The organism is Sorangium sp. So ce1036 (assembly GCF_051369805.1).
GTDB lineage: Bacteria > Myxococcota_A > Polyangia > Polyangiales > Polyangiaceae > Sorangium > Sorangium cellulosum_F.
Map to the genome: position 1 here is coordinate 9,434,039 of NZ_JBBMOX010000001.1, position 21,135 is coordinate 9,455,173.

Below are 21,135 nucleotides of genomic sequence, written 5' to 3' on the forward strand. Positions count from 1 at the left end.
AGGCAGGCCTGCGCCGAGGTCGGCGGGCGGCGCGGCCGCGCGCGAGGCGGCGAGTCGGAGTCCGATCGCAGCGAGAGGCGCGGCGAGCAAGGGTCGGTGGGGGCGATTTCAGATCGCGAGATCTCGATGCTGATCTCGACCATCAATCAGCGTGAGATCGAGCTCTCGCAGATGGCGAAGGGCAAGGCTGAGTCCCCGGAGGTCCAGCGCTACGCCAAGGAGATGATCGAAGCGCACACCCAAGCCGAACGGCGCGCGGGCGGTCCGCCGCAGGGCGCGAGGCAGGAGTTCACGCAGTGCGAGCGCTGCGGCGAGCTCCAGGAGACCGCATCCCGGACGAGCGAGTCGCTGGAGGAGCAGCGGGGCGCGGAGTTCGATCTGGCCTTCGCGTGGGCGCAGGTCGACTTTCATCGTCATGCCATCGAGCTCCTGGAGATGCCTGCGGTCGCGAACACGCGCAACGCGCGGCTCCGGTCTGAGGTCGAGAGGCTCCGATCGGACATGGAGCGGCACCTGCGAGAGGCCGAGGAGATCTTCTGCTCGCTGGTGCAAGGGCAACGGCAGCAGCAAGGCGCGCAGCAGTACGGCCAGCAGGAGGGCCAGCGGCAGCAAGGCGCGCAGCAGTACGGCCAGCAGGAGGGCCAGCGGCAGCAAGGCGCGCAGCAGTACGGCCAGCAGGAGGGCCAGCGGCAGCAAGGCGCGCAGCAGTACGGCCAGCAGGAGGGCCAGCGGCAGCAAGGCGCGCAGCAGTACGGCCAGCAGGAGGGCCAGCGGCAGCAAGGCGCGCAGCAGTACGGCCAGCAGAAGGGCCAGCGGCAGCAAGGCGCGCAGCAGTACGGCCAGCAGCAGCAAGGACGGCAGCAGCAGTTCGGGCAGCCGCAGGAGCAGCGCCAGCAGCAGGGGCAGCGCCAGCAGGAGGAACGCCAGCGACAGCTGGATGTGCAGCAGCAGGGACGCCAGCGACAGCTGGATGTGCAGCAGCAGGGACGCCAGCGACAGCTGGATGTGCAGCAGCAGGGACGCCAGCGACAGCTGGATGTGCAGCAGCAGGGACGCCAGCGACAGCTGGACGTGCAGCAGCAAGACGTACAGCAGCAACTGCGAAGCCAGCGGCAGCTGCAAGGCCAGCGGCAGCACGGCGCGCAGCAGTACGGCCAGCAGCACGGGCAATACGGCCAGCAGCAGGGACAGTACGGCCAGCAGCAGGGGCAGTACGGCCAGCAGCAGGGACAGCGGCAGCAAGACGCGCAGCAGCGCGGCGCGCAGCAGCAATCTCCGTAGCGATCCGGGGGAGCGCTGAAGCCGCGATGCGCGGCCTTTCGCGCTCGCCCACCGCTCGCTCGCGGCGCCTCGTCCGCGGAGGCGCATCCACCCACCACCGGCCCACCGAGCGCCGCGCGCGCCAGGGCCGCGTCACCCCGATGTATCCCTGGATCCGCGCTCACCGTGGCCGGAGCGGCTCACGCTCGCCGCGCGGAACGCCGCGCCGGCTTGGAGCGGCGCAGGGCACCCTGGTACGATCCAGCGATGGATACGTTCGCCGCGTACCTCGCGAAGCGCTACGTCGCCGAGCGGGGCTTCACCTTCGAGGTGCCGCTCGCGGCCGCGGCGCTCGTGGAGGCGTGCGACCTCGCGCTGACGTACGAGGACGGACTGACGCTCTGCATCCTCTGCATCGTCGACGCGGAGCGCGATCCCTCGAGGCGGTGGGCGATCGAGAAGGAGGAGCTCCTCCGGATCGGCAAGGCGTGCCTCCCGCTCACGGGGCGGATGAGCGGGGCGAAGATGCCCGTCAACCTCCTCATCATCGAGGTGCGGCCGTCGCTCGAGCCCGACGATCAGGCCCGGCTGAAGCGGCTCCAGCGGCTCCCCGGGCTCGCCAAGGTCGGGGTGACCGCGATGATCGCCGCGCCGCCGACCGGCGAGGCGTGGGCGAGCGCGCCGCTCGCGTTCCTCCAGGTGCGCTGGCTCCGCAAGCTGTTGCGCGCGCCGCGGCGCGCGGACGAGCCGCTGTCCGAGCCGCCCTCCGAGATCGGCGCCGGCGTCGAGCGCCCCGTCGCCACGTACGCGCTGCTCGGCGTGATGGGCGCCGCCTTCGCGGGCGAGCACCTGCTCGCGGTGTCGAGCGCGCAGGGCAGCGGGCCGCTCGGGGTCTCGGTGTCGACCCTGACGGCGCTCGGCGGCCTCCAGCGGCAGCTCGTGCTGGAGCACGGCGAGTGGCACCGCCTGCTCACGGCCACGCTGCTCCACGGCGACGTGCTCCACCTCGGGTTGAACGGCTTCGCCCTGTACATGGCCGGCGCGATGCTCGAGCACCTCCTCGGGCGCGCCTACCTCGTGGCGCTGTTCCTGGTCGGCGCGGTCGGCGGCTCGCTGCTGAGCCTCGCGCTGGGCAGCGACGCCACGGTCTCGGTCGGGGCCTCGGGCGCGGTCATGGGGCTGCTCGCCGCCGCGATCGCGGCGAGCTTCCGGCTGCCGGTGCGGGACCGGACGCAGGTGATGCTCCCGATGGCGCAGATCCTCGTACCCTCGCTGATCCCGCTCGCGACGCACCGGAGCGGCGGCGAGATCGACTACGCGGCGCACCTCGGCGGGGCGGTGGCGGGGGTGCTCGCCGGCGCGGCGCTCTTGCGGCTCTGGCCGAAGGGCGCGCGCGCGCCGGCGCACGCGAGGGCGGCGCTCGCGGCGTCGGCGCTGGCGGTGGGGCTCTACGCGGTCGGCGTCGCGACGGCCGCGAGCAGCTATCCGGGCTACGCGGCCGCGGCCGCGGCGGAGGTCATCCCCGACGAGGCGCTGCCGACGCTCGACGCGGCCGACGCGGACGCGCTGCTCGCCCGCTACCCGCGCGACCCGCGCGCCCGCTGGCTGGCCGCGGACAAGGCGGCGCGCGAGGGCGACCTCGCGCTGGCGGAGGAGCACCTGCGCAAGGGGCTCGCCGAGGAGGCGCTCTTCCGGATACACTTCCCCGACCGCAGGATGGAGGCGCACATGCGCGCCTCGCTGGCAGGGCTGCTCTCGCTCCAGGGTCGCAGGCCCGAGGCCGAGGCGGTGGCGCGCCCCGCCTGCCGCGTCGGCGCGCCGGAGCTCGCGGGGTACTGCCGCTAGCGCGTCATCCGCCCGAGCTCGTCCCCGGCCCGTCGCTCGCGGGACCTGGACCTGGGCCGAGGCGGGCCCCTCCCGTGGACCGCCTCGGCGCAGGCCCCTCACGCGCTCGACGCGCGGCCCTCGGCGGAGAGGTCCTGACGCCGCAGCGCGACCCGGCGCGCGCGCGTCAGGGATCGATCGCCCCGGAGGGGAAGTCGATGTCGACGACCGTCTCGAAGCCGCCATCGACGCTGACGTACTCGACGATCACGATGTCGCTCTTCGGACGCCCGGCGAAATCCAGGAGCCACACCTCGACGTCGTAGAAGCCCGAGGGGAGGCCGTCGAAGGTCATGCCGAAATCGTCGCAATCCGCGATGGCCTCGGTGACGAAGCCGTCGTCGTCCACGAGGGAGACCGCCAGCCCGTCCACGTCGTGGGTGAAGCACTGCCACGGGTCGTCGCTGCGATTGATGGTGACCGCAACGGTGAGCGAGCCGCTCTCGGGGCCATCGCCATCGACGATGACGCATCCGGTGAGCGAGGCAGCGGCCATCACGCAGCCGCCGAGACCTGAGAGCACCTTCGACAGTTTCATGGGGATCTCGTCTTCCTTGTCTGAAGTCTGGCGCTGTCGCGCCGACACCTGCCCTGTCGGCGAACGCCGCGTGCACGGCGGCCACCAACGCTCATCAGCCGACCGCGCATCAGCTGATCAACCAATCACCAGCAACTCACCAGCGGCTCATTAGCAACCACCGTACCAGCGACGGTCGCTGCTGGATGCGCGGCGGCGCTCAGGCGCCGCCGCCTGGCATTGACGTTGCTGACGCGAGGGGCATGGAGGTCAACGTGTCAGTCAGCAACTTTTCATCGCCCGGCGCCACCGCGCTCGCCCCCGGACGCAGCAGGCTCGCGGTGATGGCCGCGCTCGCCGTGTCCGCGCTCCTCGGCGCGGCGGGGTGCGCCGCCGAGGTTCGGACCAGGGCCGTCGCCCCTGCGCGCCCGACCGTCGTGGTTCAGGAGTTGACGGTGGTCGAGGAGCCGGTCGTTCACACCCGGGTGGTGCCGGTCGACATCGAGGCTCGGCCCCGCGTGTACTATCATGGCACGTACGTCTACTACGTCGATGGCCGCTGGTACTATCCCACGCGCCACGGCTGGGCCTACTACCGCCGCGAGCCGCGCGCCCTGATCCAGCACCGCGTCCAGCTCGAGCGGCGCTCCCCGCACGTCCACCATCACCACCGCCACCACCACGCGCACCGCGTGCGGACGGTCACCCGCTAGGCATCGCCGCCCGCGGTCGTCTCCGGTGCCGCGACGACCGCGGGCTCCCGGCGCGGGGGCTCGCGGTCCCGGGGGTACTGCCGCCTGACGCTGCCGCGCCGCCGGGCCCGCGCGCCTCAGGCGTCGATCCAATCGGAGGCGAAGTAGACCTCGAGGACCCTATCGGAGTTGCTCTCCACGGCGACGCCCGAGAGCCTCACGATCTCGCTCTTCAGATCTCCGGCGGAATCCAGGAGCCGCACCTCGACACTGTAACGGCCCGGGAGCAGGCCGTCGAAGGTCATGCCGAGATCGTGGCAATCCGCGACGGCCTCGGTGACGAAGCCAGCCTCGCCCTTGATCGTGACCGCCAGCGCGTCCACGTCGTAGACGACGCACTGCGACGGGTCGTCGTTGTGGTCGATCCTGAGCGCGATGATGAGCGAGCCGCTCTCGGGCTCGAGCTCATCTCCATCAACGAGGATACACCCCGTGAGCGAGGCAGCGACCAGCATGCAGCCGCTGAGACCTGAGAGCACCTTCGATCGTTCCATGCGGATCTCGTCTTCCTTGCCTTGATTGAAGCCAGACGCCACCGCGCCGACACCTGCTCTGTCGGCGAACGCCATATTCACGGCCGTCACCAGCATTCATAATCCATCAGCAGCCACCGTACCAGGGGCGGTCGCTGCCCGATGCACGGCAGCGCTCCAGCACCGCCGCCTGGCGTCGTTGAGGCGACCTCACCCAGGTTGAGGTGACCCAGGTTGAGGCGACCTCACCCAGGTTGAGGCGACCCAGGTTGAGGCGACCTGAGGCGACCTCACCCAGGTTGAGGTGACCCAGGTTGAGGCGACCTCACCCAGGTTGAGGCGCCCCGCGCTGGCGGACCTGGCGGCAAGGGTGGCGGCCGCCAGGCCCGGGTGGCGGAAAAAGCCGAGAAATCCGGCGCTCGCGCCAGGGCACGCCCTTCGCAGTGCGCGCTCCCCGAAACGCCGCGACATCCGACCTCGTGCTGGCCTCGCTGCCTGAGGACAGCGCGGAGGCGCGGAGGCGGCGTGATGGCTCGAGGCGGCGCCGCGCGCGTCGCGCTCGAATGGAGGCACGCATGTCGATTCGTCACGCCTTGTTCACGCTCATCTCCACCCTCGTCCTCGCCTGCTCCGCGGCCCAGGGCACCGCCGCTCCGCAGCGACCGGAGAGCGCCGCTCCGCAGCAGCAAGACGAGAGCGGCCCCCCAGCCGGCGCGATGGCCCCGAAGCGCTTCGTCGACGCCGGCTCGTACCTCACGAGCTCGGCCGAGCTCGACGCATGGTACGGAATCCTCATCGACCTGAAGGACGACTTCGACGCCGTCTGCGGCGACACCTTCTGCGAAGGCGACTACAGCAACTACGAGCCCCTCCGATTCCGTTGCTCCGTCGAGGAGCACGCCGGGACGATAGGCACCTGCGTGTGGGTCCTCGCCGCGAGCAACGAGGACATCCTGCCCTCCACCGGCGAGGTGGAGGTGGACGCCAGGATCTTTCGCTGCGTGATGCCCCTCGCCCCCGAGACGCCCGTCAGCGACCTCATCGAGGCGCTCTCGACGCCGGGAGAGCGGGCGATCCACGCCGCGCTCCCCGGAACTGGCCGCTCGCTCTACGACGGCCTCGCCGACTGCCTCTGACAACCCGCGCGGCATCGGCCAGGCCGCCTTCCGCATCGCGGGGCGCGATGATCTCCTGATCTGCGCGGCGACGGTGGAGCAGATCGATCCCCGGTGGCGCAGCAGCGACCATGAGGTATCCTGGGCCCACATCGAGCCGCAGGAGCTCGCCGAGCGTGCGATGGCTCCGGCCGGCTCCGACCACGGAGAGAGGGTCGGTGCCTGCGACAGCCCGCAGCACTGCTGGCTGTTCCCAGCAGCCGATACGCCCCTCCCGCCCGGCGGATCCGCGGTCCCCGCCTCGCCTCATCCCACGCCGATCCCCCGCGATCCTGCCGTGGACTCCGCGCAGCAAGGCCGCCTCGAGCCGGCGGCACGGAGCCTGCTTGTAGGCGTGAGCAGCAGGCGCAATCGAGCCCTGCTTCCGGTCGATCCCGGCCGACTCGCACCTCGCGCGTCGGCGCGCGGAGCATCGGCGGAGCATCCGGGCGACAGGGACCCAGGGGTCGCGAACTGTACACCGCAAACACAGGAGTGAGCATGAAGACGATCTCTTCGAAGTGCAGCGTGTTGGCTCTGGTGATCGGCGCCTCGATGGCCCTGGGGTGTTCCTCTGGCTCGAGCGGCTCGTCCTCGGAAAGCGATACCGGCGCCGGCGCGCTCGCGGTCGTGAGCGGACATGTGACCAACGAGGGCGCCGGATCCCTCGATCACGGCCTCGCCGGCGAGGGCACCGTCGAGAGCACGAAAACCGTCCGCGTCGCTCATCTCCTCGAGACCGGCGCGCTGGAGTCGCTGGTGGAGACCACGATCGACGCGGAGGGGGCCTTCTCCGCGGAGATCGCGGCCGACGCCAGGCCGCTCATCATCCAGGCCCTCGACGGCTCAGGCCAGGTGATCGGCGCCGCGTTCGTCGAGGCGTCCGCGGACGCCGCGGGCAAGACCGTCACCGCGGCGCCCATCTCGACCGAGAGCTCGGTCGAGGCGCAGGTGCTCATCGATCTGGCCGCCAGCGTGAGCGCAGACGCCACCGTGGCGACGGACGTGCGCGCGCTCGTCCACGCGGAGCTCGCCGCGGCCATCGCCGGCGCGGTGTCCGCCGGCGCCGAGCTCGAGGCGGTGATCAAGGCGCTCGCCGGGGCGACGCTGGGAGCCCATCACGCGGAGCTGCGCGCGCTCGCGGCCGCCGGCGTGGACGTCGACGCGGAGGCGCTGGCCAGCGCCGAGCTGAGAGCCGCCGAGACCCTGAACGCGGAGCTCGACCGCGACGTCCCCGCCGGAGAGGCCACCGCGCGGTTCCTCGCCGATCTCGACGCCGCGCTCGAGGCCGCGGGCGCCACCGCCGACGTCCGCGCCCGGGCGCAGGCCGCCGCCAGCGTGACCTTCCGCGCCGCGCTCAGCGCCGCGCTCGACGCGTCCGCGGACGCGGACGCGGTCGTCTTCGCCAGCCTGCACGCCGCCGCGGCGCTGGAAGCGCGCGCGACCGTGAATGCAGCGGTCGAGATCGCCAAGCTGAGCGGGGCGGCGCAGGCCACCGTCAGCGCCATCGCGGAGGCAGGCGCGGAGCTCGAGGCGGCCGTGGCCGCCGCGGCCAGCGTGGACGCGATCGTCGCCGCGCGCGCGGCGTTCGTCGCGAGCCTCACCGGCGACGCGCAGGCCGACGTCGGCGGCGCGCTCGGCGCGCTCGTGGGCACCACCGCAGACGCCAGGGCGGCGCTGAACGCGGTCCTCGGCGCCACGGTCGACCTGAACGCCCAGCTCGACGCCGACCTGAAGGCGGCGCTCTCGGCCTACCTCGACGCCAAGGCGAAGGCCGGCGCGAGCGCGGCGGGCAGCCTCGACGCCGAGCTCGACGCCGTCATCGAGGCCTACGCGACGTTCGCGGCGGGGGTCGAGGCGCTCGCGCCGACGCTCGCCGAGGCGGCCTCCGCCGAGGCCGACGCGGAGGTGGTGACCGACGTCCTGTGCTCCGCACAGGCCATGTTCCGCACGCCCATGTGATTAAGGACGGCCGCCGGCGGGGGCGGCGGTCGCTCAGGCGTCGGTCGCCAGGACGCCGTGGCGGCGGAGCAGCTCCCGCAGGTAGTTGCGATCCATCCGCGCCGCCCGCGCCGCCCGCGAGACATTGCTGCCGTTCGCGCGGATCAGCGCGTGGACATAGGCGCGCTCCCACGACGCGACGACACGCTCCTTCGCTTCACGAAACGACAGCGACAGGTCATCTTCCCGGAAGACGCTGTCTCGCGCCTCCCCCTCCGCGACGCCGTCCCCGGCCGCGGCGCCGTCCCGCCAGAGCACCGGATCCCCGAGGAGCACGGCCCGCTCGACCGCGCCGCGCAGCTCGCGGACGTTGCCCGGCCAGTCGTGCCGCGTCATGGCCTCCACGAGCTCCAGCGGCGGCTTGGCCCCGTCCGCGAACTGCCGGTAGAAGTGCGCGACGAGGAGCGGAATGTCCTCGCGGCGCTCGCGCAGCGACGGGACGCGTATCCGGACCACGTTGAGCCGATAGAAGAGATCGGAGCGGAAGCTGCCCCGGTTCACCTCCTGACGAAGATCGCGGTTCGTGGCGGCGATCACCCGCACGTCCAGGCGGATCGGATCGAGGCTGCCGACGCGCCGGATCGTCCGCTCCTCGAGGGCGCGGAGCAGCTTGGGCTGCAGGTCGGGCCTGAGCTCGCCGAGCTCGTCGAGCAGCACCGTCCCCCCGCGCGCCGCCTCGAAGGCGCCCGCCCGCGCCTGCTGCGCGCCCGTGAACGCGCCCCGGGCGTGCCCGAAGAGCTCGGACTCGATGAGCGTCGGCGGGATCGCGCTGCAATCGATCACGACGAAGGGGCCCGCGGCGCGGCGGCTCTGCTGATGGATCAGCTCGGCGAGGAGCCCCTTGCCGGTGCCGGTCTCGCCCTCGAGGAGCACCGTCGAGTCGGAGGCCGCGACCCGCGGCAGCATGGCGAAGATCCGCCGCATGGCGGTGCTCTGCCCGAGGACCCGCCCCGAGAGATCCTCGTCGCCGAGCGGCTCGCGGATCTCGTCCGGGAGGACGTCGAACCGGAGCGTGGACTGGCCCATGCCGATCAGCGCTCCCGGCTCCAGGTACGCCGCCTCGACGCGGATCCCGCCCACCCTCGTGCCGTTGGTGCTGCCGAGGTCGCGGAGCAGAAAGCCCTGCGGCGTCACGGTGATGACGCCGTGGTGCCGCGACACCGCCTGATCGGTCAGGACAAGCTGGTTCCCACGCGCGGTGCCGATCACGAGCTCCGGCGCGTCCGCCACCTGCGAGGCGCCCTGATCCGGGCCGAGCTGCACGTGGACGCGGAAACGGCGGAACGCCACCTCGCGGGGGCGCGCCTCCAGCACCGTCGTCGCGCCGACGTCCTGACAGGGGGGTCGCTCCGAGGCCATCGACCGCACCCTAACACAGGGGGCAGCCGGCCTGCAGGCCGGCCGCGCATCACGGGCCGCAGGGCGCGAGCAGATCGAGAGAGAGGCCGCTGTGGAGGCGCGTGGAGATGGCCTCCACGTAGCGGTCCCCTTCGGGCGTGTCGCACGTGGCGTGACCGTCCTCGGCGTGAGCGCAGGAGAGCGAGCACGGGCCGAGCAGCGTGGCCCCGCACGTGGGCGAGAGACCGCAGATCCGCCGGAGCGAGTGCGCGCTCCAGTCGACGCCGCACACCGTCACATCCACGTTGTCGATGCACGCGAACGCGGCCGGGCCGTCGGGATCGAAGACGTTGCCGAACATGGTGGTATCCGGGGTGGTGAACTCGGACGCCGCCGCGCCCCCGCGCCCTGAGAGCACCGGGTGGCCGCCGGTCATCCGCAGCTCGACGTCCATGCCGAGGCCATTGAGGGTCTGGAGCAGGCAGGCTGTGACCCACCGCTGCGCCTCGGCGCCCTGGAGAGGCGCCGACGTCCACCCCGGCGCGAGGCCGACCATGCCCTCGAGCGAGGCGCCGGCCTCGCCCTCGTGCAGCGACTCGCCCGCCGGGAGCGCGCAGAGGACCACGTAAGAGAGCAGCCTCCGGCCCTCATCGCTCGCGAGCAGGGGCGTGCCCGCGAGCTCGCCGCGCGCGCCCGCGAGCGGCGCCTCGGCCAGCGCGCGCAAGGCCAGCTGGGTCGAAGACCGCCAGAAGAACTCAGGGTCGTCCCCGTTCATGACGATGATCGCGTCCTGCCCTTCTGTGCGCGAGCCCGCGCCGCTGTGTCGGTCTGCCCCACAGGCGATCACGAGGAGGCAGCAGCTCGCCACGAGAACGCTCGATGCTCTTGAATTGACCATGATCCCCCTGGGTCCGCGCGCCCGGCCGGGCGCGCTCCGCTGGCGAGCAGTGCAAGGAGCACGCCGCGCGGCGCTCCCCGGCGGCTCGCGCGGGGCAGGCGCGCGCCTGCAGGAGCAACGGCCGCAGCGCCGGGCGGCGCGCGGGCGTCGCGCGATCCCCGCGCGGCCCGGGGCCTGCGGGCTCTGGCCCTCAGGCGGTGCATGCGCTCACCCGCACCTCCTCCAGGGCGCGCGCGAGCCCGTCGAAGCGAGCCCCCCACGCCGGATGCTCCTCCAGCATGGCCCGGGCCTCGCGCACGATCGCCGAAGCCTCCGCGCCTCGCCGGCCCCGGAGGGCGACGCGAGCACGCCAGTACAGCATCTCCAGGAGCTCGTCCGCGAAGAGCAGGCTCCCCCCACAGGCCGCGGCGCCCGCCGCGCCATCCGTCACCGCAGGAGCGCCGGCGTTGCGCCCCGTCCCCGCGATCAGCAGCGCTTGCAGCAGCCGGAAGTACACGAACGCGGAGCCCGCCGCCGGCTCGGGCGGGCAGGAGCGGGCCACCCAGGCCACGAGCCTGCGGGCCTCGTCGTCCTGCCCCGCCGTGGCCAGGATCCGCGCGAGCAGCAGGGAGCACTCGGGCACGGGGCGCTCGATGAACCGCCACTCCAGGACGTGCGCCCGGCGGGCGAGCGCGAGGGCGTCGTCACGCCGATCGCTCCAGTACAGGAGCTCGGCGACATTGTAGGTCGCCACGCGCTCGAGCCATGGATTGCCGATCTCGCGCGCGAGCGAGATGGCGCGCCGGAGGTCCTCCATGGCCCGGGAAGGCGACTTCGTGAGCGCCCAGAGCACCACGCGGTTCATGTAGGCCACGCACAGGTGCGGCAGATCCTGGGCCTTCGCGCACAGGTCGATCGCCTCGCGGGCGCGCTCCTCGGCCTCGCGGAACGAGCCCGCGTGCGAGAGCTCGACCGAGAGGAGCAGCAGCGCGACGATCCGGCTCTCGTGATCCCCGAGCGCCTCCGCCTCGACGGCGCCCCGCTCCAGGAGCGCGATCGCCCGCGCCACCTGCGCCGTCCGCACGCACCCGCGGCCGTCGGCCACCAGGAGCCGGACGGCGAGCCGCGAGGAGCCCGAGCGCACGACCAGGGGGCGCGCCCGCTCCACGCGCCGCGCCGAGCCCTCGTAATCGCCCGTCCAGTCGAGCAGCGTGGCCTCTTCCAGGAGGATCTCCGCGACGAGCACGTCGTCGGAGAGGCGCTCGCCGAGCTCGCGCGCCGCGCTCAGATCCTCGATGGCCTCCCGCGTGCGGTGCGCCCGGTACCGGATCTTCCCCCGGCCCGCGAGCGCGAGCGCGCGCCGGCGCAGGTCGTCGTCGGCGGTGCACGCGAGCGCCGCGGTGTAGTGCTGATCCGCCTCGACGTGCCGGTGCGCCGACAGCGCGAGGTCCCCGAGCCGCACGTACGCCTCCGCCGCCTCCCCGCGCGCGCCGCACGCGCTCGCGTGCCGGGCCAGCGACGCGAGCGTCTCCGGGGTCGCGTCGCCGGCGGACAGCCGCGCCCGCCAGAAGGCCAGCGCGTACCGGTGGCTCTCCTCGCGGTGCTCCGGATGGAGCAGCTCGACCACCGAGTCCCGGAAGACGCCGCTCTGGAACGCGTACCGCTCCCGGGACACGCGCTCCAGGATGCCCCGCTCGACCAGCGCGCCCAGGCCGAACCCCGCGTCCACCGGCGACCCGGCCCCCCCGGCCCGATCGGCCGCGTCCTGGACCCACTCCAGCTCCGCCCGGGTGAACGAGGCGCCGAGCACCGCGCAGAGCCGCGCGCACGCCGCCAGCTCCGGCGGCAGCGCCTCGAGCCGCCGCATCGTCAGCCACTGCCACCCCGGCGACGGCGGTAGGCCCTCCGGCGCCGCGGTCGCCGCGTAGTAGCTCCCCGTGTTCGAGCGCCGGCGCACGATCCCGGCCCGCTTCAGCGCCCGGACGATCGCCGAGAGGCACGCGGGGTTGCCGCCGGCCCACGCGGCGAGCCGCCGCAGCGCGTCCGCCGGCGGGTACTCGGCCGGCAGGAGGAGCTCCGCGGCGAGCCGCATCCCGGCGCGCTCGTCGAGCGGCGCGAGCGTCGTCCTGTCGAAGCGCTGCGTGCGGGTGCCCCACCCCGGGCGGAGCTGCTCGAAGCGCGGGTGCGCGGCGACCACGACCCAGAGCGAGACGCCCGCGCCGTCGAGCGTCGCGAGCTCGAGGGCGTCGAGCAGCGCGTCGTCGGCCCAGTCCGCGTCGTCGAGGATCACGGCGACCGGCCCCAGGCGCGCGCGGCGGCGGAGCCCCTCCGCGATCGCCCGCAGCAGCTCGTGGCGGGCCGGCGCGCGGCCCTCCGGGGCTGCCCACCCGAGCGCCGCCGCCACGGCCGGCCACGCCGCGCGCCCGACCTCCTCGCCGAGCCGCGCCTCGCAGAACGCCGCGACGTCGGCCGGCGGCCGCTCGGGCGCGCTCAGCACGGCGGCGAGGAGCTCCGCCGGCTCCCGCGCGGCGCCTCCGGAGAGCGGTTGCGCCGCGCGCATCGCGACGACCAGCGCATCCGGGCGGAGCGACCGCGCGACGAGCGCCGCCTCGCGCGCGAGGCGCGTCTTGCCGAGGCCGACGTCGCCGATCAGCGTCATCAGGCCGGGGCACGTGCCGTCGAAGGCCGCGGCAGCGCTCGCCCGCAGCGCCTCGACCTCCGGGCCTCGCCCGAGCAGGGGCGCCTCGACGTCCGCCGCGTCCGCGGTCGCGACGCCCGCCGAGGGGGGCGCGGGCGCGGTCTCCAGCAGCGCGCGCTCGACCTCCGGGCTCAGCGTGACCCCGGACCACGGCTCGGGCGGCAGCCAGTCCTCCGGGCGGTCGACCGCCGCGCCGTGGGCGATGGGCACGCTCCTGCCCCTCCGGCGCAGCGTCACGCGCGCGAGGTGGAGCGCCGCGCGCGCGTCGCACCGGCCGACGAGCTCCCGCGCGGCGGCGAGCGCCGCCTGCGCAGGATGCTCGGCGTCGAGGCCGGAGAACAGCGCCACGAAGCGGCGCCCGCGCTGACGCACGACCATCCCACGGCGGCTCGTCAGGGCGGCCACGGCCTGCGGCGCGGCGCCGCCGACGTCCGCGACCAGCACCACGACCGGCTCGCGCCCCTCGGCGAGGAGCCGGGCGCTCCGCGCGCTGGGCGGCGGCTCGACCAGGGCCGCCTCGGCCGCGGCGCCGGCGCGGCCGGCGACCGCCTCGGCCAGGGCGCGCCGGAGCAGCGACACGCTCCCGGGCCGGCGGTCGGGGTCCTTGGCGAGGCAGGCGAGCACGACGTCCTCCATCGTCGCCGGCACGGGCGCGAGCTCGGTCGGGCGCGGCGGACGCAGCGCCAGGTGCCCGTGCTCGATCGCGCTCGCGTCGCCCACGAACGGCGGCCGCAGCGTCAGGAGCTCGAACAGGATCACGCCGAACGCGTAGATGTCCGCGCGCGCGTCGACCGCCGGATCCCCGCGGACCTGCTCGGGCGCCATGTAGATGGGCGTCCCCACGATCGCCCCGGGGCGCGTGAGCGCGGCGTCGATCGCCGCGCCCGCCGCGCTCCGCCTGGCGAGCCCGAAATCGAGCAGGACCGCGCGCTCCTCCGCGCCCGGGAGGCCGCGCGCCGCGGCGCCGGCGCGCGCCCCGCCGTCGCACGCCGGCACGAGGAAGACGTTCTCCGGCGTCACGTCGCGGTGGACGACCTCCCGCGCGTGCGCGGCCTCGAGCGCGACCAGCAGCGCATCGGCTCGCCCGAGCGCCCAGGCCGGGTCCGGCGGCGCGGGCAGCGCCGCGAGGTCGGCCGCGAGCGTGCGCCCTCGCAGCCGCTCCATGGCGATCCACGGCCGCCCATCGTCCAGCCTCCCCTGCCCGTGGAGGCGCGGCACGTGCGGGGGACCGATCCGCTCGAGCGCGCCGGCCTCCCGCAGGAAGCGCGCCTCGCCCTCCGCTGCGCCGGCCAGGCCGATCTTGACCGCGACGTGCGCCCCGTCGCGCGCGCGAACGCCCGCCCAGACCTCGGCGAAGCCGCCTGTGCCGAGGCGCTCGGCGAGCCGGAAGCCCTCGACGCGCGGCGCGGCGCGGGCCTCCGCGGGCGCAGGCGCGCGCGGAGGCCCGCCGTGCCGGGGGCACGAGGCCGCGTCGGCAAGCCGCCTGTGACACGATGGACAGCGGAGCAAATCGGTCTCCCTTCGCGCCGGGCGCGGGCGAGCCGCCAACAGCGCTCATGATATATCGTTACGGCTCGGCGCATGGCACGAACCACGGACGACGACACACCCCCGATAGCGCGCGCGGCGGCGCCGGCGGAGACGACAGGCGCCCACCCGCCGGGCGGCCTCGACGATACGACCTCTCCCGGCTCCGAATACGAGGCCACGCACACGCAGGTGGATTCGCCCCTCGTACCACGGCTCCATACCCTGCAGCAGGGCTCCCGTGTCGGCGACTACGTCCTTGATCGCGTCCTCGCCAGGGGCGGCTTCAGCCTCGTCTATCGGGCCACGCACGCCGGGCGCGGCACCGCCGTGGCGCTCAAGGTCCTGCACGCCGAGCTCGCCTCGGACCTCGACGCCGTCGTCCGCTTCGAGCGGGAGATCGAGGTGATCCAGCGGTTGAATCACCCGAACGTGGTCGAGATCCTCGAGCACGGCCGGCTCGACGGCCGCGGGTCCCCTTATTACGTCATGGAGCTGCTCGAGGGCTGTAGTCTCGACGAGCACCTCCGTGCCCGTGGCCGCCAGTCGGCCACCGACGCGCTCGCGCTCCTCGAGCCGCTCTGCAGCGCGCTCGACGCGGCGCACCGCTGCGGGATCGTGCACCGGGACATCAAGCCCTCGAACGTCTTCCTCGCCGAGCAGGACGGGCGGCGGAGGGTGGTCCTGCTCGACTTCGGCGTGGCCAAGCTGCTCGACGCGCCGGGGCCCGCGCTCACGTCGTCGCGGCACGTCGTCGGGACCCCGGCGTGCATCAGCCCGGAGCAGCTCCTCGGTGAGCCGGTCGACTCGCGCGCTGACGTGTACGCGCTCGGCGTCTTGACCTACCGGCTGCTCGTCGGCGAGCCCCCCTTCCTCGAGCGCTCCTATCCGATGCTGCGCCAGCTCCACCTCCACGTGGACCCGCCACGCCCGAGCGCCCGCGCGCCGGTGAATCCCGCCCTCGACGCGGTGATCCTCCGTGCGATGAGCAAGGATCGCAGGGAGCGCCACCCGAGCATCGCGGCGTTCCTGAGCGATCTCCGGACCACGGTGGAGGCGAGCCGCGGGACGGGCGCGCCGTCTTCCGAGGCGCACACGCGCGCGCGCCGGGCGCTCGCGCTCTACGCCGAGGTGCACGTCGATCCGGGCGCCATCGAGGAGCCGGACGACGGGCTGCTCGCGGATCTCGAGGTCATCCTCCCCTTCATCACCGCCGAGTCGGTCTGCGCAGGGCTCACGACGGCGGCGCAGACCGGCAGCAGCGTGCTGCTCACGGCGAATCGCCCCGACGATCCCGGAGGCGACCTGGAGGCGCGCCGCCGCGTGGTGAACGCCGCGCTCGCGATCCATCGGCGGCTCGAGGCCCGCGCGGGGCGCGATCCCAGGATCGCGGTGCGCCTGTGCCTCCACGCGGGGGAGCTCCTCGAGTCCGGCGAGGGCTCGCCTGCGGCCGGTGAGCTCCTGGAGATCGCCGCGTGGGTGCCCGACCAGCCGGCGACCGGCGTCTTCGCCTCACCCGAGATCCTCGCCGATCTGGAGATCGCGACGGCCGGCGAGGAGGGCGCCCTCCGGAGGCTCGCGGCGCCTCGACCGGAGGCTTCTTGATGCTCTGGCTACGCCCGCCGGCGGTCGCGCCGCGCAGCGGCGAGGCCCGCGATCGCCGCGGCGAGCGCGGCGAGGCCGCTCCCCGGGGCGGCCGAGCGGCCGGCGCTGCAGCCGACCCCGGCCGGCAGGCCGCCGCTCGACGCGTCGCCGGCGAGCTGGAGCGCGGGCGCGTCGTCCAGCACCGGCAGGGCGTCCGGCTCGTGGCCGGGGAGCAGCGCCGCCGGCGCAGGCTCCTGCGCTTCGCCCGCGATCGGCGCGTCGGGGCCGTCGGGGCCCGCCGCGCCGGCGAGCAGCGCCTCGCCCGTCTCCGCGGAGGGCGCGGCGGGGGCCGCCTCGCTCACGACCTGGAACAGCGTGTTGCCGATGGTCACGAGCGCATTCCCGTCGACCCAGCGCGCGTGCCCGAGCGCCGAGCCGATCTCCTCGGGCTCGACGCCCGGGCGGCCGATGTACCGCTTGCCCCCGTTCAGAAACAGCACCTCCCCGTCGTCGCTGATGCCGTCGTGGCCGACCCGGAGCTTCTGCTGATCGAACAGGCTCGACGCCGCGAAGTTGCTGAGCTGGTACATCTCGCCTTCCGGCGTCCGCAGCCATACCTGGTTCGCGGCCCCGTCGCTCCGCAGGAAGCCGGCGTACCCCGCGTGCAGGAGCAGCCCCGCGGAGTTGCCCGAGATCGAGTCGCCGAGGAACACCTCCTCGCCGTCCGCCGTGAACAGGTAGCTCGAGCTCGTGCTCCCGTTCCACCACCGTCCGGCGACGTTCATTCCGTCGGTGATCGGCCGCTGCAGCTTGCCCGGGTGATACCCGAGGCGGCTCACGCCGAACCGGCGGATCCACGGCTCCTCGTAGGTGGCATAGTAGATATCGCCGGACGGCGAGATGTCGGTCTGGAACGGCGTCACGGTGCCCGGCCGGTTCCAGAGGGGGGTGTTGATGCCCGTCGACACCGTGTGTGCATACGCCCTGTCCTCGTCGTCCGTGGTCCACACCAGCGTGTCGCCGCTCACCGCGTCGAGCCGGCCGGTCGTCACGATCTTGCGCCACACGCCGTCGCGCCACACGAAGACGCGGCCGGTCCCTGACTGGACCGCGGCGCCGTACGGCGTGAGGGCGCCGTAGCTCGAGCCGATCGAAGGATCCGGCGGGAGCGTCGCGGCCCACCGCATCTCCTGCGTGGCGCGGTCGAAGACGCCGAGCCGCTGGTAGTGATCGAGGAACAGGATCCGCGTGGCGTCGAAATCGAGGATGGCGCCCGGGACGCTGTGGAGCGCGACGAGCTTCGGGCTGGATTCGTAGTAGAGGGGCCCGAGCGTGCGCCCGAGCTCGCGATCGTTGCTGAGCCTGACAGAGACGCTGACGGTGACCACCTCGCCGGGGAGCGGCGCGGGCGATGGCGCCGCCGCGAACCATAGCGGCCCGGGCGGCGCGCCCGCCTGGCGGGCGAAGCACTGGCTCCCCAGGTCACGCGTCTGGGTCCGGAAATAGCCGCACAGTTGCGCGCATTCGTACGGCGCCGTCCCCAGGCACTGGATGTACACGCGCGGGTTCCCGGCGACGGTGCTGCTCGGCAGCGGGCTCGTCATCCGGATGAGCGGCGCCGCGTACCTCTCCACGGTCTTCTCCACCGTCTCTGCATCGCCGAAGAGATCGTACGCGCGGATCGTCAAGCGGTGCGGGCCGTAGGCGAGATCGCTGATATCGAATGTCCCCTCGAAGGGCCCCTCGTCGCCAGGGCGCACGAGCTCGATCCTCACCCCCTCGAGCTCCGCTTCGACGGGGTAGACGCCGCCGGTACCGGCAGCGCTGACGCGCAGAACGAGCGTATCTCCCTGGACGACCAGCCTGGAATCAAACTCGCCGTTGCCATCCGACGCCATGACATCCCAGATGGCCACCTCGGCCTGAGCGGCCGCGGCCGCGAGCGACAGGACGGATGCGAGCGCGGCGCTCATCAAGTTGCGAAAATTACGCATGACTCCTCCGAGTGGATAGTGGCTTGGATGCGAGCAACGGCCACCGTATTCACGACGGGTGCCGGGGCTCCACCCGGCGCTCCCGGTCAGCGCGCCCGCAACGGAGCGTCAGCGCGCCCGCAACGGAGCCGTCGGCCCCGCGCGCTGCGCGAGAGCTGCCAGCCCGTTCCCTCGCCTGTCCCGGTCCGGGCCCGCTGGTGAAGCTCAAGCACATTTACGACGTCGCACTCGGCTGCAGGTCGAGCGCCCGCTAAGCCAGCCCACCAGGCCAGCCCACCGGGAGGGCGCAAAAGATTCCCACAGGGGTGTAGCCACCCCGTTGCAGCCCTGGTCGCGCAGAAACACGGCGCGCCCGGGCATCCCCGGCCCCGCTCGGGATCCGAGGGTGGAGCGCGGGGGCGCGGCGACGGCCCGATGCCTCGGAGGCCGGCCTGCCGCGCTGGCCCTCGCGCCGCGGCATGAAGCGGCGCGCCGCGCGGACCTCATGATACTCTCGCGCCGCGCTCACAGGATCGAGTCGAAGGCGCGAGGGGCGGATTGAACAGCGACGACACAGGGGGCCGGGCCATGCGGGGTGGACCGTCCAGGGACGGACAGCGCGCGCGCCCGCCATCGGCGGGCGATGCGGTGGCCCGCATGGTGGCGGACGTGTCGATCGCCCTCTCGCGCGCTGCGGAGCCCGCGGCCGCGCGGCACGTGATCGTGCAGACGGCGCTGCGCCACCTCCACGCCGCCGTGGTCAACCTCTACGAGATCCGCCAGGAGCCGCTCGCGCTGGAGCTCGTCATGGAGGGCCGGGGAAGCCTCTTCCGGGACCCGCTCGAGCCCCTGCCGTTCGACGCGCAGCGCCTCGCCGCGGAGGCGGCCCGCACCGGGCTCGCGCAGATCGCGCCGGACGACGGCCGCGGCGCGCCGCTCCCCGGCGTCATCGCCGCGGACGGCCACGGCGACGCCATCGCGACCGCGCTCCCGCTCGCCTTCGCCGGCGAGGTGCGCGCGGTGCTGTTCTACGCCGCCTCGCGCGTCGCCTTCACGAAGGCCGACGCGACCGGGATCGCCCGCGCCCTGTCGAGCGTCTTCGGGATGGCGCTCGCCGCCGTCGAGTCACGCGCGCTCCGCGCGCGGGTCGAGGAGCTCGAGCGGGAGAAGCTGGAGCTTCAGCGCACGAGCGAGCGGCTCAGCGCAGCGATCGACGAGGCGAGGGCGACGGAGGCGGCGCTCCGGCTCAGCGAGGAGAGCCTCGCGCGGGCGCAGAAGATCGCCAGGCTGGGCAACTGGGACTGGCACATTCCGCAGAACAGGCTGTTCTGGTCCGACGAGTGTTATCCGATGCTGGGGCTGGCCCGCGGCGACGGCGCGCTCACGTACGAGAAGTTCCTCGCCCGCATCCACCCCGAGGATCGCGACCGCGTGATGCGCTCGGTCGAGCTCGCGCTCCAGGGGGCCGCGCCGTACTGCCTCGAGTACCGGATCCTCCGCCCCGACGGGGAGGAGCGCATCCTCCAGACGGAGGCGGACGTGATCCGCGACGGCGACGGGACCCCGCTCCGGCTGATCGGCACGGCGCTCGACGTCACCGAGCCGCGGCGGGCCGCGACCGCGTTGCGGCTGAGCGAGGAGCGCCTGCGGGTGATCGCGGAGCACGCGAGCGACGTCATCTTCCGGAGGCGGCTCGGCCCGGAGCGCACCTACGAGTACATCAACCCCGCCGTCCTCGAGCTGACCGGCTATCCGCCGGAGGCCTGGTACGACAACCCCCGGCTCTTCGAGGAGCTGCTCCACCCCGAGGATCGCGAGCGGTATGACGCCTTCGTCGAGCGGATGGCCACGGGCGGCGGGCGGATCACGCTCCGGATCATCGATCGAGGCGGCCGGGTCCGCTGGTTCGCGAACCACATCGCGATCCAGCGCGACGGGAGCGGGAATCCGATCACCTGCGTCGGGATCTCGCGCGACGTCACGACGGAGAAGCTCGCCGACGAGGAGCGCGAGCGGCTCGTCCGGCAGCTCGCGGCCGAGCGGAGCTGGCTCATCGCGGTCATCGAGCGCTCTCCGGTCGGCATCCTCCTGCTCGACGCGGCCGGCGCGCAGATCGCCTTGAACCGCCGCGCGAAGGAGCTCGGCGGGACGGCGTCGCCCGGGTCGACCGACGCGTCGCTCCTGTGCTTCCCCGACGGGCAGCCGCTCCCCGACGAGGAGCAGCCGGCGGCGCGCGCGCTGCGGGGCGAGGTGACGACGGCGAGGGCGCTCTCCCTCCGGCGCCCCGACGGCGGCGCCGTGGCGGTGCTCGTGAGCGCCGGGCCCATCGTCGACGGCACGGGGAAGCTGCTCGGCGCGGTCGTCGTGTTCGACGACATCACCCGGCTCAAGGATCTGGAGCGGCTCAAGGAGGAGTGGACGTCCGTGGTGGCGCACGATCTGAAGCAGCCCGTGACGACCATCATCGGCTATGCGGCGCAGCTCGAGCGGAGGCCGCAGATGGCCGCCGCCGTGAAGATCCGGGCAGGGCATATCCTGGCGAGCGCCAGGCGGCTCGGGCGGATGATCTCGGATCTCACGGACATCTCCCGGATCGAGTCGCGGCGGCTCGCGATCGAGAGCGACCCCGTCGACCTGGCGGCGCTCGTGGAGGCGGTCGTGGAGCGGACCGCGGGCGAGACCGAGGGGCACGAGGTCCATGTCGAGCTCACGGGCGAGATCCCGATCGTCCAGGCGGACGCCGGGCGCGTCGAGCAGGTCCTCAGCAATCTGCTCTCGAACGCCGCGAAGTACGGAGATCCCGGGACGCCCATCCAGGTGACGCTGGCGCGGCGCGGCGGCGAGGTGCAGGTCTCCATCCAGAACACGGGCCGGGGGATCCCGCCGGAGGATCTCCCGCTCTTGTTCGAGCGCTTCTTCCGGGGCAGGGCCATGCGGAACGAGCGCGTCGTCGGGCTGGGTCTCGGCCTGTACATCGCGAAGGGGCTGATCGAGGCGCACCGCGGCAGGATCTGGGTCGAGAGCCCGAGGGGCGGGCGCACGACGTTCCATTTCACGCTGCCGATCGGCCTGCCGCCTCCCCGGAGCGGCGCCTAGC

13 protein-coding genes are annotated in these 21,135 nt (G+C 73.7%); 7 read left to right on the plus strand and 6 right to left on the minus strand.

What is annotated here, in order from left to right:
- The first annotated feature begins 126 nt into the window (after nucleotides 1-126).
- On the plus strand, nucleotides 127-1,281 hold the full coding sequence (locus WMF31_RS35475) for a DUF4142 domain-containing protein (protein ID WP_436606636.1): 1,155 nt from the start codon (nucleotides 127-129) through the stop codon (nucleotides 1,279-1,281).
- A gap of 246 nt (nucleotides 1,282-1,527) precedes the next feature.
- Nucleotides 1,528-3,105 (plus strand): rhomboid family intramembrane serine protease, encoded by a 1,578-nt coding sequence (locus tag WMF31_RS35480; protein WP_436606178.1) that lies wholly within the window; start codon nucleotides 1,528-1,530, stop codon nucleotides 3,103-3,105.
- A 166-nt stretch (nucleotides 3,106-3,271) separates the two neighbouring features.
- Here the strand turns inward: WMF31_RS35480 and WMF31_RS35485 are convergent, their stop codons facing one another.
- Nucleotides 3,272-3,682 carry a hypothetical protein gene (locus tag WMF31_RS35485; RefSeq protein ID WP_436606179.1) on the minus strand — a complete coding sequence of 137 codons (411 nt, stop codon included), beginning with the start codon at nucleotides 3,680-3,682 and terminating at the stop codon, nucleotides 3,272-3,274.
- A 254-nt stretch (nucleotides 3,683-3,936) separates the two neighbouring features.
- Between WMF31_RS35485 and WMF31_RS35490 the strand changes: the two genes are divergently transcribed.
- On the plus strand, nucleotides 3,937-4,374 hold the full coding sequence (locus WMF31_RS35490) for a hypothetical protein (protein WP_436606180.1): 438 nt from the start codon (nucleotides 3,937-3,939) through the stop codon (nucleotides 4,372-4,374).
- Between the two features lie 116 nt (nucleotides 4,375-4,490).
- On the opposite strand, the gene WMF31_RS35495 is transcribed toward WMF31_RS35490, so the two are convergent.
- The gene (locus WMF31_RS35495) at nucleotides 4,491-4,907 is read right to left on the minus strand and encodes a hypothetical protein (RefSeq protein WP_436606181.1); all 417 of its coding nucleotides are present in this window, start codon (nucleotides 4,905-4,907) and stop codon (nucleotides 4,491-4,493) included.
- A gap of 554 nt (nucleotides 4,908-5,461) precedes the next feature.
- On the opposite strand from WMF31_RS35495, the gene WMF31_RS35500 reads away from it, so the two are divergent.
- On the plus strand, nucleotides 5,462-6,022 hold the full coding sequence (locus WMF31_RS35500) for a hypothetical protein (protein ID WP_436606182.1): 561 nt from the start codon (nucleotides 5,462-5,464) through the stop codon (nucleotides 6,020-6,022).
- Nucleotides 6,023-6,541: 519 nt separating this feature from the next.
- Nucleotides 6,542-8,002, plus strand: a complete 1,461-nt coding sequence (locus tag WMF31_RS35505) for a hypothetical protein (protein ID WP_436606183.1) — start codon at nucleotides 6,542-6,544, stop codon at nucleotides 8,000-8,002.
- A gap of 33 nt (nucleotides 8,003-8,035) precedes the next feature.
- On the opposite strand, the gene WMF31_RS35510 is transcribed toward WMF31_RS35505, so the two are convergent.
- From WMF31_RS35510 to WMF31_RS35520, 3 genes are all read right to left on the minus strand, one after another.
- A complete protein-coding gene (locus WMF31_RS35510; RefSeq protein ID WP_129344450.1) occupies nucleotides 8,036-9,400 on the minus strand; it encodes a sigma 54-interacting transcriptional regulator in 1,365 nt (454 codons plus the stop codon).
- Nucleotides 9,401-9,449: 49 nt separating this feature from the next.
- Nucleotides 9,450-10,154 (minus strand): hypothetical protein, encoded by a 705-nt coding sequence (locus tag WMF31_RS35515; protein ID WP_436606184.1) that lies wholly within the window; start codon nucleotides 10,152-10,154, stop codon nucleotides 9,450-9,452.
- A 313-nt stretch (nucleotides 10,155-10,467) separates the two neighbouring features.
- A complete protein-coding gene (locus tag WMF31_RS35520; RefSeq protein ID WP_436606185.1) occupies nucleotides 10,468-14,463 on the minus strand; it encodes a protein kinase domain-containing protein in 3,996 nt (1,331 codons plus the stop codon).
- A 72-nt stretch (nucleotides 14,464-14,535) separates the two neighbouring features.
- Here WMF31_RS35520 and WMF31_RS35525 point away from each other — a divergent pair, with 72 nt between their 5' ends.
- The gene (locus WMF31_RS35525; protein ID WP_436606186.1) at nucleotides 14,536-16,086 is read left to right on the plus strand and encodes a serine/threonine-protein kinase; all 1,551 of its coding nucleotides are present in this window, start codon (nucleotides 14,536-14,538) and stop codon (nucleotides 16,084-16,086) included.
- A gap of 8 nt (nucleotides 16,087-16,094) precedes the next feature.
- On the opposite strand, the gene WMF31_RS35530 is transcribed toward WMF31_RS35525, so the two are convergent.
- On the minus strand, nucleotides 16,095-18,059 hold the full coding sequence (locus WMF31_RS35530; protein ID WP_436606187.1) for a hypothetical protein: 1,965 nt from the start codon (nucleotides 18,057-18,059) through the stop codon (nucleotides 16,095-16,097).
- A 648-nt stretch (nucleotides 18,060-18,707) separates the two neighbouring features.
- On the opposite strand from WMF31_RS35530, the gene WMF31_RS35535 reads away from it, so the two are divergent.
- Nucleotides 18,708-21,134, plus strand: coding sequence for a PAS domain-containing protein (locus tag WMF31_RS35535; RefSeq protein WP_436606188.1), 2,427 nt, complete (start codon nucleotides 18,708-18,710; stop codon nucleotides 21,132-21,134).
- Nucleotide 21,135 lies beyond the last annotated feature (1 nt).

Excerpts from the sequence above, each read along its gene's own strand:
- WMF31_RS35475 (WP_436606636.1), top strand. The coding sequence starts at position 127 with ATGCTGATCTCGACCATCAATCAGCGTGAGATCGAGCTCTCGCAGATG.
- WMF31_RS35480 (WP_436606178.1), top strand. The coding sequence starts at position 1,528 with ATGGATACGTTCGCCGCGTACCTCGCGAAGCGCTACGTCGCCGAGCGG.
- WMF31_RS35485 (WP_436606179.1), bottom strand. The coding sequence starts at position 3,682 with ATGAAACTGTCGAAGGTGCTCTCAGGTCTCGGCGGCTGCGTGATGGCC.
- WMF31_RS35495 (WP_436606181.1), bottom strand. The coding sequence starts at position 4,907 with ATGGAACGATCGAAGGTGCTCTCAGGTCTCAGCGGCTGCATGCTGGTC.
- WMF31_RS35500 (WP_436606182.1), top strand. The coding sequence starts at position 5,462 with ATGTCGATTCGTCACGCCTTGTTCACGCTCATCTCCACCCTCGTCCTC.
- WMF31_RS35505 (WP_436606183.1), top strand. The coding sequence starts at position 6,542 with ATGAAGACGATCTCTTCGAAGTGCAGCGTGTTGGCTCTGGTGATCGGC.
- WMF31_RS35510 (WP_129344450.1), bottom strand. The coding sequence starts at position 9,400 with ATGGCCTCGGAGCGACCCCCCTGTCAGGACGTCGGCGCGACGACGGTG.
- WMF31_RS35515 (WP_436606184.1), bottom strand. The coding sequence starts at position 10,154 with ATGAACGGGGACGACCCTGAGTTCTTCTGGCGGTCTTCGACCCAGCTG.
- WMF31_RS35525 (WP_436606186.1), top strand. The coding sequence starts at position 14,536 with ATGGCACGAACCACGGACGACGACACACCCCCGATAGCGCGCGCGGCG.
- WMF31_RS35530 (WP_436606187.1), bottom strand. The coding sequence starts at position 18,059 with ATGCGTAATTTTCGCAACTTGATGAGCGCCGCGCTCGCATCCGTCCTG.